Genomic DNA, 14,165 nt, shown 5'->3' with positions numbered 1-14,165 from the left:
ATTTAATACTAATTTTTGTTAAATACATATGCTTTTTCTGACAATGTACAAATATTTTTATATTGGACATTTTTATGTTAGAATTCTTACAATCATATACAAAAAACAATCCTATTTTATTCACTATTGATCGAGGAATTCATTATGTCATCACTTCCCTCCCTTTTAATGATTGGCTGCGGGCATATGGGGAAAGCCATGTTAAAAGGCTGGATAAAAAAAGGCTTGAATCATTCTTTCATTGTTAATCGACATGATTTCGATCTAGTTACTCCACATCAATTGGCACATACTATTCAGGATGTTCCAAAAACGTTTCAACCAGAAGCTGTTGTACTTGCCGTCAAACCGGATCAAGCTGCCGAACTTATCCCCCATTTAAAACCATGGTGTAAAAATATACCTGTTATTTCCGTTCTTGGCGGGAAAACGCTTGCCTGGTTACAACAACAATTCGGAGATCATCAGTCTATTATCAGAGTTATGCCTAATACCCCTTCAGAATTAGGATTAGGTATGACCAGCATGATTGCCAACTCCCAAACGCAATCGGATCAAAAACAAATTGCAGAACGATTGTTTAATGCCATTGGTAAAACCGCATGGCTTGATACAGAACAGGAAATTGACATCGCCACAGCAATTGCTGGATGTGGGCCCGCCTATATATTCCTATTAGCGGAATTGTTGCAAAAGATAGGACAAGAGAAAGGATTGTCAGAAGACCTGGCACGTCTTTTAGCCAGACAAACCGTAATTGGCTCTGCCGCATTATTGAATCATTCCCCGGAAGAGGCGGAAACACTAAGAAAAAATGTTGCGACCCCTAACGGGATAACAGAACAAGCTGTTAATGTTCTAATTCAACCCGATGCATGGCCCCATATTCTTTCTAAGGCCCTGCAGGCAGCTGCAGATCGTTCCAGAGCTTTATCTTCATAAAATAAAAGCAATATAGGAGATTGATGATGTCTGATGAAGAAATACGCCACCGTATTTTAAAAAATTCCATGGATCTGGCGGCAGAACAAGGATGGAACGCCATGTCATTAAGTGACGCGGCACGACGCTGTAATGTTTCGCTTGATATGGCACGAAAATTATTCCCTTGCAAATCCTCCCTTTTACTTTATCTGAACCGTCTCGCCGATCAGGCTGCATTGAAACAATCCTACCAGCATCAACCCGTTCCTGAATATTTATTCGATCTTTTTATGGAACGGTTTGATACGTTCCAACAATATCGACAAGGTTTGATTTCTGCAATTCATTCCTTACCCCTTAACCCTCCATTAGCATTTCTTCTACAGATAGCCATTCAAAACAGTATGAAATGGCTAGCTGAAGCAGCGGAAATCAACACAAGCGGCCTACGTGGAATTACTTGTATAAAGGGGCTGACAGCCATTTGGGCGCTAAATATGCGTATCTGGTTAAAAGATGAAAGCTCAGATTTATCCCAAACCATGGCTTCATTAGATAAAAGCTTTAAAAAAGCTGGGAAATTTGCTCGTTATTGTGTTCAAAGAACTGTAACAGATCAAAATGGAAAAAAGAAGAATCAAGTGGATAATTCCTATTATTCAGATAAAGATGGAAACCAACAATAAATTTTAAAAATTTTTTTATTTTTCCTCTTTACGAAACCTAATAACTCCTTTAAAAGATGCTTTAACAAACCTTGGGGTGTAGCCAAGCGGTAAGGCAGCGGATTTTGATTCCGCCATGCGGAGGTTCGAATCCTCCCACCCCAGCCATCTTGTATTATGATATAATTGTCCCCTTCAAAATCTGTTTTATTTTGGATTATCCTGTCAAACATTTTGATTTTTCTTGTAAAAATCAAAAATTCAACTGTCAGCTTCATCTAACTCATAATCATAATAGGAACAGAATTACCCTTGAAATCACTACAGATAAAATTATCAAAATAAAGGCTCATCCATCTGTTTCCCATCAGCGTGTTCTTGAAATTCTGGATTATCATAAGAACTGGATTTACACCAATCCTATATTTCAAGAATCCCATTACCAGTATATCAATCATGAAAAACATCTTTATTTAGGACACCTTTATCCTTTAAAAATTCTTAAAATAACCAATCAGGCACAAACTATCCAGTTAATTGATCATCATATTGCAATAACAGTTCGAGAGAATTTTCCGTCAAGAATCTATAGCATGCTTCAAAACTGGTATAAATTTGAGGCTTTAAAGGTTTTTTCTGAACGTCTTTCCCTTTTAAAATCAAGAATTTGTTGAATTGATTGGCAAAATAAACCACCTTTGTTACGAATTGAAAAATCAATGGGGTAGTTATAATCAAAAAAATAATGTGATCATTACCTTAACTCAACATCTAATCAAGGCAAATCCCGCCGCCATTGATTATGTTATCCTCCATGAGCTGTGCCATGCAGCTGAATTTAACCACAGTAAAAAAATTTACCAAATAGTTACCATGATTATGCCAAATTGAAAAATATTGGTATACCTACTTAAAACAAAATGGTTATATTCTTGGAAAAGAGCAAAAAACCTTTATAATACCTTAATTATTGACCGCTGTTTTTGAAACTTTTTTTACAAAATTCTCTTTCAAACTTTTATATTTTGAATGTTCTCTTGCCTGTTTCCATTTCTGTTTAAAAACTGATGCCGCTTTTGCCTTAATCGGATCCTCAAAACCTTTGGGTAACTCCTGACGACCATAAGATCCACTCAAACCCTTTTTATCTTTGGGAACAAATCCATTATATTTTTTGCCACCTTTATGATTAGCATAACGTCGGGCACGCGTATAACCCATCTGCAGAAATTTACGCGCCATATCAGCCCCAACAAAATCTTCTTGTTTCAAATACTGCAAAAATAATTGATATATCTTTTCACTGCTTTCCCTTGCCTTTTCAACAGTCGCAAATTGCCAATAAGGCAATATTTCTGACTTGTATGGCTCGACCAGCAATACTCCTTGCTCTCCCTTGCCAATGCGATAATATTCAGGATGTTTGCGAAAATCTATTTTTCCAAAATTCAAGGAGTAATCAAAACTGGACGAAACGACACGATTTTTACAACATGGAATCAAATCACTTCTTTTGTTCATTTATTCCACCCAAATTCTGCATCATTAAAAAACAACCATTATATGTTTTGGCTTATAGATTTATTAGGACTATAAACCTAAATTGTCTTATTTGTTTTTTATAGCAAGTAGGTCATTTTAATCATCAATATTATTTCAATGGAAGAAAATGAAAATTGAAAAAATTCAATATGGTCCCTATGAAGCCTTACGTTTACATTTTTTAGACAGATTTCTTGATTATATTCCTAAAAGAGCTCAGATAATACGTTATGGATCTCTTAAAAAGCCGGATATTTTATGGGGAAATTCAAAGGCTACCTATCAGGATGGCAAAGCCATAAGAAGTGGCATCCCGTTATGCTGGCCCTGGTTCGGTCATCTTAAAGCCAATCCTTCAATAGTCCAAAATATGCATAGCCTAACTCATCCCGCATTATCGCATGGTTTTGCACGTTGCATTGAATGGAAAAATCATCAGCTCGATGCATCAAAATCAGGGATCATTATCATTAATAGTCTACAAACCTCACCAACATTAACTCCGGAATGGCCACATGAAACGGAATTGAAATTCATTATATGTTTTAATGAGATTTTAAGCATACAACTTCATATTGAAAACAAGAGTAACCAGGATATGGCCATAACTCAGGCTTTACATAACTATTTCCATGTCAGTGATATCCGTAATATCCATATCCATGGATTGGAAAATCTAACCTATACAGAACAAAATGCATTGGGTCAGCAAAAATCAGGCATACAAAAATTCTTTCACCATTTAACTGGTCCCGTTGATCGAATTTACAGTGATGTTCCCTTTGAAATAACTATTATTGATCCTATATGGAAAAGAAACATTATCATCCGAGCTCCTTTCTCACATTCTGCCGTGTTATGGACACCTTGGAAAGAACAAGCCAAAACCTTAGATCAATTTCCTGCATCATTATGGAATCAAGTGATGTGCCTTGAGGTTGGAACACTATTGGATCAAATGCAAATTATTAAACCCAAGACAAAAGACATGATAGAAATGTCTATACATGTTACAGAGCACTAATAACTTTCAATGATTCAATAAGTGGGTATATATTTTAAATTTATGATCTTCATTTAATATCCATTAATGAATAATACAAATTCATGCCCACTGCATTCAATAACCCATGATACTATTTAATAATAGTATCATTATTAATTATCGGCTAACTTTTAAACAGGTTTGACAATTGACTCTGCTCTAAATTATCAACATTAAAAACAATAGCCAATTTTACAGGAATAATATTTATTAGGTGATATAATTTATCAACTTATTTTTTGCACATCTTTTAAATTAGATGGCTCCCGAAGTAGGACTCGAACCTACGACCGAGCGATTAACAGTCGCTTGCTCTACCAACTGAGCTATTCGGGATCATTTGGTAGACTTTGTATACCTAATTTAAAATTAATGGTAAAGTATTTTTTTATATAAAATCCAATTTTTTTCATTTTCTAGAATTTGCTCTATGACCCCTTTTTCAAATAAAACAAAAAAATCTTTTAATCGCCGCAATTTACTGGTTGGACTAGGGGCAATAGGCTCTTTAACAGGAATGGGATTATATCATTCCATTAACAAACATGATCCCGAGATAATGCCTCAGGATATCTCACCACAAATGATTCGTATTGCATACCTAAAGAATGAAGAAAACCAGCTTCTCACCATTGCCCAGACAAAAGGTTTTCTGAAACATTACAAAATAAACCTTGATCCCATTACCAATATTAAAAATAAAACCCAGATTTTCGATCTACTCAAGACCAATCAGTGTGATGCGGCTATTTTATCCATTCTGGACTGGCTGCCACAACTTCTTAAATCCCGCTCTGAAGGTGGAAAATTAATGATTGGTTTAAATGGTGGGGATTTTCGGTTATTGGTTACACATAAACAAAAAATCCAAAGATTGATGGATTTGGCAAATCTATCCATTGGAATTCAACCTCATTCCGAAAAAGAAAAACTATTTTTTTCTATTCTTCTAAGACGTAAAGGCATAAATCCGGATTTGAATGTTAAATGGGTTGAACTGGAAAAAGATGAATTACTTCCCGCTCTTTTATCAGGTCAAATACAGGCATTAATAGGTTCTGACCCTTTTATCTGGCAAATTCTTCATCATAACAATAAAAAATTGTTCCAACTTGCCGGGAGCCAGACAGGTAGCTGGAGTCAAAGAATCAATTATGTTTTGGGAATCTCAAATCATTTTCAACAATCCAATCCACTTGCACTCAAATATCTTGCAACAGCAATTCGAAATGCCTCCGTATGGCAATCACAGCATATTCAGGAAGCCAGCCAAATCCTAACTGATGAATGGCAGAAAATGAGACCTGAAGAAATATTAAAAATGTTTTTGAATGAAAACAGAAATATGGCCATAATAAATGATAACTTATGGGAGCAGGTTGCCCAATATATCGATGAATTCAAACTTTTGGGTCAAGTCCCCAACAGCCTGAAATCGGGTCATATCGCCAAGCAGTTTTGTGTAACACTTTAATGCCTCCTTAAAATAATGAGGCATTAACCCAGACCAACGTTCAGCCAACCAATTGTTTATCAAGCAGCTTTTTAGGAAGAAGCCAAAGAGCCATTTTTGTCAAAAAGGGTGCTGTTTCTGGACGTAATAAACGACGGTCATAACCAGAAAAACGACGATCATCTTCTGAAAGACATAAGCGAAGAAAATCAGCAAGGGTCGTTTTTTCATTACCCAGCTCAGCAACTCCGTTAATCGTGAAATTATTATCTTGGAAATGCTCCTCTCCCTCTGCATCCATCGTTTTAATCAAACCGATCCGTTCGTAAACCAAAAATGCATGAACAGCGATAACTTTTAGTTCAAACAAGATACGTTTTATCCAGGGCAAATTCGCACGATGCCAAGCCAACCAGTTTGCAAATAGAAGGATATGGCGACATTCTTCCTGCATAACAGGCTCAAAGGTTTCAATCAGTTCTTTCGTGAAAAATCCAGACTTTTCTGCGATTGCAAACAAACCGAAGGCATAAAAACTATCCCAACATTCACTAAATCCTGTTACCAAATAGGCCCATTCCGGATCTTTTGGGACCGAATAAGGGGACTCTGATGCAAGGGGGATACCATAAAACCTGACCAAATCAGAAAGAACTTCCTTATGACGATTTTCCTCCCACGCATTCCGTGCAATGGCATCAGCCCATTCTGGATCCACAATTTCTTTGACATAGGCAGCCATCCTCAAACGGGCCTTGCCCTCTGTCTGCACAGCGATATCCCAAATAGGCAACGATTTTAAACGATCAATTTCCTGATCGGTAAGCTTTGGCCAGTCCATAAAAGTTGGTCTGTAAGGATTAAAAGTCTCACGGAACATCTGACATACCATTTGCCTATGCTCTTTACTACCGATTTTAATCGAGCCTGGAATATTACTCATCCAATGGCGCACTCGATAATTCATCTCCTCGAGCTCTTTATCTGATTTTGGCTGAGGCAAGGTATGTAAATCTTCAGGTAATTGCGTATAAATTGCTTCCAAGTCAGACATTTCCAAATCGACTCCTTACTTTTAAAATCATTAATTTTTTAAATCATTTCAGTTCTGATAATTTATGGATGATACGGTTAACAAGCCCATATTTGATGGCTTCCTGGGCAGACATCCAATAATTTCTATCGGTATCTTTGGCAATTTTATCATAAGAATGTCCAGTCTCTTTTGCAAAAATTGCATTCAAACGTTCACGCATTTTTATAATTTCCCTGGCCTCGATATCAATGTCCGTCGCCGGTCCTCTGACCCCACCCATTGGCTGATGCAATAAGAAACGTGTATTGGCTAAACAGAAACGTCGTTCTTTACGTCCTGCGGCATAAATCAGGGCCCCTGCCGATGCGACCCATCCTGTACCAATCATGTTAATCGGTGCATGGCTGTCCACAAAACGGATCATATCATGAATTGTATCACCACTTTCCACATGACCGCCAGGCGAATTGACATAAATATTGATCGGCTTAGACGACTCATAAGCCAGGGCCAACAAACGCCCGCTTATTTCCCTTGCAAGCTTGTCATTCACTTCACCAAAAATTAGAATTGTACGTTCTTTGAAAAGTTTATTTTCCAATTCATTATTTGCACCAGCCTCAGGAAAATTTTTATCCTCCTTTTTCTCTTCATCATCTGGATCACTATCACTGAAATGTTTTTGTCCACCATCTGAAAGCTGCATAAGCTTCACCAATATCTTCCTTCAAATTATCTTTTCAAAAAAACAATTTTTATTTTATTTACTCTATTTTTTATACACCCTACATTGATAAATGAAAATTTTTTTTATTCACTGATCAGTTTTTTATATATGCCTGTAAAATTATCATTTTTACACAACAAAACGTATTATGATCTGCAATTTATCTTATAAATCAGGGGGAAAAGATTATTTCTCTATATTATGGAAACAAAATAGCGTATTAAGAAAAAACCTATAAACACTATAAAATTCATCAAATATGTTTTTATTTTATAAATTAAGGGTATAGAAGGGTATAGATAGAGTGTCTTCCATCCAGCAGCCAATTTTACGATATTTCTTATTTTTTAATCTCTTCTGTCTGGGGGGATGCTCCCAATCTGTGTTTATTAAAGCCCCCGTAAACGCATATCATGATATAGAAGGCGGCATTGTATCTCAACCTAGGCTGCCTGTTCCGGGAAATGATCAGAAATATCCCTATGTAGGGTTGACACCAACAGCCTCCCCTCCTCTGCCCTCCCAAGATTTACGTAATGCAATCACAGATTCTCTCTCACAGGATAGAAATGAGACACAGTGGCAGAATGTAAAAAACCCAATTATTATTCCTGATATTCCTCCATTACCTGCACAGCAGAATAACCCACCTGCAAAATCGTCCGTTCAAACCAAACCTGTCAATAATCAACCTGGTCAGAACACCAACATGCAACCTGCGGAAAATCTCGCATCCTCTGCGAATTTTGATGCGGCAGGAGAGCCACCTCAACCAAACCAGAACTCGAATATTCACAACACGATCAATCAAAAAGAAAAATCGGTTAAACCAGTCGAGACTGTCGAATCCCATAAAACCGAACCCGTGGTTATGCCAGAACTTAGGGCAAGAATTGATGAAAAAAATGTTGTGATTCCCTCTATTCCCGTCAATCCTCCCCCTCCATCCCACTTCCCTGATTTTGATGTCCCACCGGACATCAACCTTCCCCCTCTATCCCATCCTTCAGGTTTATCCTTTAAGGAACCAACAGGAACGCTTATACGTTTTCCGATTGATTCCGACACGCCTTATGCCAAACAAGAAGATATAATAAATAATATTGCCTGGCAAAGAAAAGGCAGAACCGTTTTTGTTCACGGATATGGTGACACAACCTCTCTTGATCCCGATGCACAAACTGCGGCGGTTTCACTTGCCTTGCTACGTGCAAAAACAGTTGCAAAATTATTAATCGCCCATAATGTACCAGAATCCGCTATTGTAATCCGGGCCTATGCGTTTGGACACGGTGTTCGGATTCGTATGGACAATTAGTATTTTCTTTTTTAATTTTAATTTATTCTATTCAAACGAGCCTATGTCATGACAGAAGAATTCCATCGTATTCGTCGCCTGCCACCTTATGTATTTGCTGAAGTAAATGCCGCTAAAAAGGCCGCACGAGCACGTGGAGAAGATATTATAGATCTGGGTATGGGAAATCCAGATAGCCGTCCCCCTGAACATGTTATCCAAAAATTAATTGAAACAACCTCTGCCCCCCGTGTCCACGGTTATTCCGTCAGTCGTGGAATTGCCGGTCTACGCAAAGCCCTTGCAAATTATTATCAAAGACGTTTTAATGTCACCCTTGACCCTGAACATGAAACAATCGTGACTTTGGGATCAAAGGAAGGGTTGGCAAACCTGGCTTCTGCAATCACCAGTCCTGGCGATACTATTCTTGTTCCCAATCCTTCCTATCCCATTCATCAATTTGGATTTATTATCGCTGGTGCTGCAATTCGCTCAATTCCTGCAAAACCAGATGAACATATGCTGGAAGCACTGCATCGTGCTGTTAAACATTCCATTCCGAAACCCACCGCCCTTATCGTCAATTTTCCTTCAAATCCCACCGCCTATTTGGCAGAACTGGATTTTTATCGTGAGCTCGTTCAGTTTGCAAAAAAAGAATCAATCTGGATTCTCTCTGATTTGGCTTATGCTGAAATTTATTTTGGTGAGAAAATTCCACCCTCCATTTTGGAAATACCAGGAGCAAAAGATATCGCTGTCGAATTTACTTCCATGTCTAAAACCTACTCAATGGCTGGCTGGCGTATCGGTTTTGCCGCCGGTAACAGAAAACTGATTGCTGCACTAACTCGAATCAAATCGTATTTAGATTATGGGGCCTTCACACCAGTTCAAGTTGCCGCAACGGCAGCCCTGAACAATCCCCAGGATTATGTAGAAAAAATTCGAACCCTATATAAAGAAAGAAGGGATACCATAATCAAAGGGTTGCATTCAGCTGGATGGAATGTTCCTTCCCCTGAAGCCTCCATGTTTGCATGGGCCCCCATTCCTGAACAGTTTAAATCAATGGGAAGTGTTGAATTTTCCAAACTTCTTCTCAAGGAAGCCCAGGTTGCTGTCGCCCCTGGTCTTGGTTTTGGTGAATACGGTGACGATCATGTTCGAATTGGTCTGGTGGAAAATACCCAAAGATTGAGACAAGCCTGCCGTTCAATAAAACATTTCATGCAGGCTTACTCTAAATAGCCCAACTATCTTTATTTAAGAAAAATATATATCTTGCTCGGAGAAATTTTATGGATAATCCTTCGGTTAATAAACCCTTAAACCTTGGAATCGCTGGTCTTGGAACCGTAGGAATTGGCGTGTTACGATTATTGCAAAATAATCAAAAAACTATAACGAACCGTGCTGGACGCCCGATCCGCATCCATGCCGTGAATGCCAAAAACCGCCATAAAAATCGAAATATTGATTTAACAACTTTTAAATGGTACGAAGATCCGTTAGATCTTGCAACTGATCCTGATATAGATGTTGTTGTTGAATTGATCGGCGGTGCAAATGGAGCGGCTTATGAACTTGTCTGTGAAGCAATAAAAAATAAAAAAGCTGTTGTTACAGCAAATAAGGCCCTGATTGCTCTGCACGGTAACGAACTTGCCAAAATGGCTGCCAGTCAAAATGTTCCATTACTTTTTGAAGCTGCCGTTGCAGGTGGAATTCCCATTATTAAAACCATCAAAGAAGCCTTGGCGGCAGATCGCCTGATTGAAATTGGCGGAATCTTAAACGGAACCTGTAACTACATGTTGACCACCATGACAAGAACTGGACGAGATTTTGAAGACATCCTAAAGGAAACTCAGCAACTTGGATATGCCGAAGCTGATCCATCCACCGATATTGATGGACTTGATGCCGCCCATAAACTTGCCATTCTGGCAAGCCTTGGTTTTGGGTATACTTTCAATTTCAAAGATATTTTTGTTGAAGGAATTCGAAACATCTCTCCACATGATATCCATTATGCCCAAGAATTGGGTTACACGATTAAATTGGTGGGTATGGCACAATATCATTCAGAAAACAAACTGGAATTACGTGTTCATCCCGCACTTTTGCCTCAGTCCTCTCCCTTGGCCCGTGTTAATGGCGTAATTAATGCCATCAGAACAAAAGGCGAATTTTCAGGTTATCTGATGCTTGAAGGTGCCGGAGCTGGCGAAGGCCCAACCGCCACAGCTGTTTGCGCTGATATCATCGATATCGCCAGAGGCAATACAATACCCATGTGGGGAACGGACTGGAATGAACTCCGTCCCGCAACACTTGTCCCCAACTCGGATTTTAACAAAGCCTATTATATACGTCTTATTGTTGAGGATAAACCAGGTGTTGTGGCTGATATTGCAACCATTTTCAAAGAAAACAATGTTTCCCTACGAAGCCTGTTGCAACATAAAAATCATATGACTACTGATTCTGAAAATACAGTTCCTATCGTACTTGTGACTCATAAAAACAGGGAAAGTTCTTTATTAAAGTCATTAAAAGCAATTTATGACCTTCCTGCAATTCTGGAAAAACCCATCATGATCCGCATTGAAGAGCCATAATCATTACATACAAGGAAATTTTAAATCATGAATAAGCCTCCTTTTCAATCTGGTTATACCGTCTCTGATCGAAACTTGGCGCTTGAACTCGTACGCGTGACGGAAGCTGCAGCACTTAAGTCCTTTCACTGGGTTGGACTTGGCAAGAAAAACGAAGCTGATGCAGCAGCCGTTCAAGGCATGCGGCAAGCTTTTGATACTGTTGCCATTTCAGGCACCGTCGTAATCGGTGAAGGTGAAATGGATGAGGCTCCCATGCTTTATATTGGTGAAAAAGTTGGGGCTGGCGGACCCGAAATGGATATTGCTGTCGATCCATTGGAAGGAACAAATCTCGTTGCCAAGAATCTGCCCAATGCGATCACTGTCGTTGCATTGGCGGAAAAGGGGAACTTTCTTCATGCCCCTGATATCTACATGGACAAAATTGCCATTGGTCCGGGCTACCCCGAAGGTGTCATTGACATAGATAATAATGTTAAAACTAATTTAATGAACCTTGCAAAAGCGAAAAAAGTTGATGTTTCTGATTTAACTCTCAGCATTTTGGAAAGAGAGCGTCATGAGGAAATTATTGCCAAAGCCCGTGAAGCCGGCGCTCATGTCAAACTAGTTTCTGATGGCGATGTTGCCAGCATTATCTCAACCTGTCTCCCAAAAAGTAATGTTGATATTGTCATAGGATCAGGTGGTGCCCCAGAAGGCGTTCTTGCTGCTGCGGCATTACGTTGTTTTGATGGGCAAATGCAGGGCAGACTGCTTTTTGAAAATAAAGAGCAGATTAATCGTGCCAGAAAGATGAATCCCCTTGATCCGCAACGCAAACTTTCCCTTCATGACATGGCCAATGGAAATGTCTTATTTTCGGCAACAGGGGTTACAAATGGTGATATCCTTAAAGGTGTGCGCTGGAAAGGAAATCATGTATGGACAAATTCAATAGTTACGAGATCAGTATCAAAAACCATCCGTTTCATTAACGCTTGCCACGACCCGCGTAACAAACCTCAAACAACTATTTAAATTCCTCAAATCTCCATGTCGGAAACCTCTTCTCTAGTCCTTAATGTCAGTCAAAGTCTTTCAGGACGCCAATGGGTATGGCGTCATTCTTCTCTGGATCAGCATTTTCTGGATCGTCAGGCACAAGCGATTGCTCAGAAAGCTTCCCTTTTCGAGGTTGTTGGTCGCATGATGGCATTAAGAGGGGTTTCCGCGGAAAATTTGCCTTTTTTTTTATCCCCAACCCTTAAAGCATTACTCCCCAATCCCTCTTGTTTAAAAGATATGGACAAAGCGGCAGCACGTATTGCCGATGCCATAATTAACCATGAGAAAATTGCCATATTTGGCGATTACGATGTAGATGGTGGCTGTGCCACAGCCCTGTTTAGCGACTTTTTTTCCATGCTGGGAAATCAAGCCATTTCATACATTCCAGATCGCTTCAAGGAAGGTTATGGTCCAAATGTGCAAGCGCTGGAACAGCTTATTCAACAAGGGGCAACCCTTATCATCTGTGTCGATTGTGGAACCGCAGCTCATTCCGTTTTTGATCAGATTAATCAGGAAAAAACAGACTTTATCGTTTTTGACCACCATAAATCAGAGAACGTTCCCAATATTTATGCAACCGTCAATCCTAATCGTTTAGACTGCACATCCAGACTAGGCAATCTTTGTGCCGGTGGAGTAAGCTTTATTGCATCCATTGCAATTACCCGAAATCTGCGGGAAAAAAATTATTTTCAAACCAACCCTGAACCTAATCTTTTTAAATTAATGGATCTCGTCGCTTTATCGACAATTTGTGACGTTATGCCTTTGACAGGCTTAAATAGAGCCTTTGTCACGCAAGGCTTGAAAATCCTAGCAAAACGTGAACGTATAGGGTTGGCTGCCTTATTGGATGTTGCTGGAATTACGCAAGTACCCAACGCCTTTAGTTGCGGATTCGCATTAGGTCCGAGAATTAATGCTGGTGGACGTATTTCCGAAGCAAGTCTTGGATTACAGCTTTTAACGAACTCTAACCCCTTTGATGCAAGACTGATTGCCGAGCGTCTGGATACCATCAATAAACAACGGCAGAATATTGAAAAAGATGTATTGGATCAGGCCACCGAACAAGCAATGGAACAATATAGACAAGGTAATGCCGTCATTATGCTTAGCAATCCAAAATGGCATTCCGGTATCGTTGGCATTGTTGCCGGTCGCATCAAGGAACAAATCAACCGTCCAATTTTAATCGGGACAGAACTACAGGATGGCACCGTCAAAGGCTCTGGCCGGTCTGTTCCTGGCCTAGATTTGGGAGCCGCTATTATCGCAGCAAAACAGGCTGATTTATTGATCCAGGGAGGAGGTCATACAATGGCAGCCGGTTATTGCTATCATAAAGACAAAAGCCAGAAATTACACGATTTTCTTAATCATTATTTAAACCAGGCCACTCATTATCCGGCTGTCGCAGATTTAGAAATTGAAACCGTCATCACTCCAGCAGGAGCCTCAGTTGAACTGGCCAAACAGATTGAAAATCTGGCTCCCTTTGGAAATGGAAATGAAGAACCCCTCATTGTCCTGTCTTATGTACACATTATCCGTACGGACAGGATAGGCAAAGATGGGAATACCTTACGGTTAATCATTCAAGGAGAAGAAAGACAATCCTTAAAAGCCCTTCTCTTCCGTGCAGATCAGAATCCGATAACTGTATTCTTAGAAGATTCTCAAAACCGGCGACCTGTTCATTTGGCAGGATGGTTACGTAACAATCAATGGAATGGACAGGAAAATACAACTTTTTTTATAAAAGATGCAAGTTTTATAAAAAATTAATATTT

At 39.3% G+C, this 14,165-nt stretch carries 14 protein-coding genes and 2 tRNA genes; 12 read left to right on the top strand and 4 right to left on the bottom strand.

The annotated features are described in order from the left end of the window. Positions 1-144: 144 nt before the first annotated feature. From proC to GM552_RS09015, 5 genes are all read left to right on the top strand, one after another. Positions 145-942: a pyrroline-5-carboxylate reductase gene (gene proC / locus GM552_RS01115; protein ID WP_155564912.1), complete on the top strand. Its 798-nt coding sequence runs from the start codon at positions 145-147 to the stop codon at positions 940-942. 23 nt (positions 943-965) lie between these two features. Then, positions 966-1,610, top strand: coding sequence for a TetR/AcrR family transcriptional regulator (locus GM552_RS01110; protein WP_155564911.1), 645 nt, complete (start codon positions 966-968; stop codon positions 1,608-1,610). A 72-nt stretch (positions 1,611-1,682) separates the two neighbouring features. Continuing rightward, positions 1,683-1,757 (top strand) — tRNA-Gln (locus tag GM552_RS01105). Positions 1,758-1,801: 44 nt separating this feature from the next. Beyond that, positions 1,802-2,263: a YgjP-like metallopeptidase domain-containing protein gene (locus GM552_RS01100; protein WP_196424821.1), complete on the top strand. Its 462-nt coding sequence runs from the start codon at positions 1,802-1,804 to the stop codon at positions 2,261-2,263. 1 nt (position 2,264) lies between these two features. After that, positions 2,265-2,480 carry a M48 family metallopeptidase gene (locus GM552_RS09015; protein ID WP_110439560.1) on the top strand — a complete coding sequence of 72 codons (216 nt, stop codon included), beginning with the start codon at positions 2,265-2,267 and terminating at the stop codon, positions 2,478-2,480. A 72-nt stretch (positions 2,481-2,552) separates the two neighbouring features. Here the strand turns inward: GM552_RS09015 and GM552_RS01090 are convergent, their stop codons facing one another. Next, positions 2,553-3,110, bottom strand: coding sequence for a DUF4385 domain-containing protein (locus tag GM552_RS01090; RefSeq protein WP_155564910.1), 558 nt, complete (start codon positions 3,108-3,110; stop codon positions 2,553-2,555). 148 nt (positions 3,111-3,258) lie between these two features. Here GM552_RS01090 and GM552_RS01085 point away from each other — a divergent pair, with 148 nt between their 5' ends. After that, positions 3,259-4,155: a D-hexose-6-phosphate mutarotase gene (locus GM552_RS01085; protein ID WP_155564909.1), complete on the top strand. Its 897-nt coding sequence runs from the start codon at positions 3,259-3,261 to the stop codon at positions 4,153-4,155. A gap of 281 nt (positions 4,156-4,436) precedes the next feature. Here the strand turns inward: GM552_RS01085 and GM552_RS01080 are convergent. Beyond that, positions 4,437-4,512, bottom strand: a tRNA-Asn gene (locus GM552_RS01080). Positions 4,513-4,606: 94 nt separating this feature from the next. On the opposite strand from GM552_RS01080, the gene GM552_RS01075 reads away from it, so the two are divergent. Next, complete coding sequence (locus tag GM552_RS01075; protein WP_155564908.1) at positions 4,607-5,650, top strand: ABC transporter substrate-binding protein; 1,044 nt, start codon at positions 4,607-4,609, stop codon at positions 5,648-5,650. Positions 5,651-5,690: 40 nt separating this feature from the next. Here GM552_RS01075 and GM552_RS01070 read toward each other — a convergent pair whose 3' ends face one another. Continuing rightward, a complete protein-coding gene (locus GM552_RS01070; RefSeq protein ID WP_155564907.1) occupies positions 5,691-6,683 on the bottom strand; it encodes a ferritin-like domain-containing protein in 993 nt (330 codons plus the stop codon). A gap of 43 nt (positions 6,684-6,726) precedes the next feature. Continuing rightward, a complete protein-coding gene (locus tag GM552_RS01065; protein ID WP_110439590.1) occupies positions 6,727-7,371 on the bottom strand; it encodes an ATP-dependent Clp protease proteolytic subunit in 645 nt (214 codons plus the stop codon). Positions 7,372-7,696: 325 nt separating this feature from the next. On the opposite strand from GM552_RS01065, the gene GM552_RS01060 reads away from it, so the two are divergent. From GM552_RS01060 to recJ, 5 genes are read left to right on the top strand one after another with little or no spacing between them, the layout of a single operon-like run. Further along, positions 7,697-8,710 carry an OmpA family protein gene (locus GM552_RS01060; RefSeq protein WP_155564906.1) on the top strand — a complete coding sequence of 338 codons (1,014 nt, stop codon included), beginning with the start codon at positions 7,697-7,699 and terminating at the stop codon, positions 8,708-8,710. Between the two features lie 48 nt (positions 8,711-8,758). Next, the gene (locus GM552_RS01055) at positions 8,759-9,943 is read left to right on the top strand and encodes an LL-diaminopimelate aminotransferase (protein ID WP_155564905.1); all 1,185 of its coding nucleotides are present in this window, start codon (positions 8,759-8,761) and stop codon (positions 9,941-9,943) included. A gap of 50 nt (positions 9,944-9,993) precedes the next feature. After that, positions 9,994-11,316, top strand: a complete 1,323-nt coding sequence (locus GM552_RS01050) for a homoserine dehydrogenase (RefSeq protein ID WP_155564904.1) — start codon at positions 9,994-9,996, stop codon at positions 11,314-11,316. Positions 11,317-11,343: 27 nt separating this feature from the next. Next, entirely contained in the window at positions 11,344-12,339 is a 996-nt protein-coding gene (glpX, locus tag GM552_RS01045; protein ID WP_155564903.1) for a class II fructose-bisphosphatase, read from the top strand. A 15-nt stretch (positions 12,340-12,354) separates the two neighbouring features. Beyond that, positions 12,355-14,160, top strand: coding sequence for a single-stranded-DNA-specific exonuclease RecJ (recJ, locus tag GM552_RS01040; RefSeq protein ID WP_155564902.1), 1,806 nt, complete (start codon positions 12,355-12,357; stop codon positions 14,158-14,160). Positions 14,161-14,165: the final 5 nt, after the last annotated feature.

This window comes from Commensalibacter sp. ESL0382 (genome assembly GCF_009725775.1).
GTDB lineage: Bacteria > Pseudomonadota > Alphaproteobacteria > Acetobacterales > Acetobacteraceae > Commensalibacter > Commensalibacter melissae.
This window is presented reverse-complemented; position numbering and strand designations above follow the sequence as displayed.

Excerpts from the sequence above, each read along its gene's own strand:
- proC (WP_155564912.1), top strand. The coding sequence starts at position 145 with ATGTCATCACTTCCCTCCCTTTTAATGATTGGCTGCGGGCATATGGGG.
- GM552_RS01110 (WP_155564911.1), top strand. The coding sequence starts at position 966 with ATGATGTCTGATGAAGAAATACGCCACCGTATTTTAAAAAATTCCATG.
- GM552_RS01090 (WP_155564910.1), bottom strand. The coding sequence starts at position 3,110 with ATGAACAAAAGAAGTGATTTGATTCCATGTTGTAAAAATCGTGTCGTT.
- GM552_RS01085 (WP_155564909.1), top strand. The coding sequence starts at position 3,259 with ATGAAAATTGAAAAAATTCAATATGGTCCCTATGAAGCCTTACGTTTA.
- GM552_RS01075 (WP_155564908.1), top strand. The coding sequence starts at position 4,607 with ATGACCCCTTTTTCAAATAAAACAAAAAAATCTTTTAATCGCCGCAAT.
- GM552_RS01070 (WP_155564907.1), bottom strand. The coding sequence starts at position 6,683 with ATGTCTGACTTGGAAGCAATTTATACGCAATTACCTGAAGATTTACAT.
- GM552_RS01065 (WP_110439590.1), bottom strand. The coding sequence starts at position 7,371 with ATGCAGCTTTCAGATGGTGGACAAAAACATTTCAGTGATAGTGATCCA.
- GM552_RS01055 (WP_155564905.1), top strand. The coding sequence starts at position 8,759 with ATGACAGAAGAATTCCATCGTATTCGTCGCCTGCCACCTTATGTATTT.
- GM552_RS01050 (WP_155564904.1), top strand. The coding sequence starts at position 9,994 with ATGGATAATCCTTCGGTTAATAAACCCTTAAACCTTGGAATCGCTGGT.
- glpX (WP_155564903.1), top strand. The coding sequence starts at position 11,344 with ATGAATAAGCCTCCTTTTCAATCTGGTTATACCGTCTCTGATCGAAAC.
- recJ (WP_155564902.1), top strand. The coding sequence starts at position 12,355 with ATGTCGGAAACCTCTTCTCTAGTCCTTAATGTCAGTCAAAGTCTTTCA.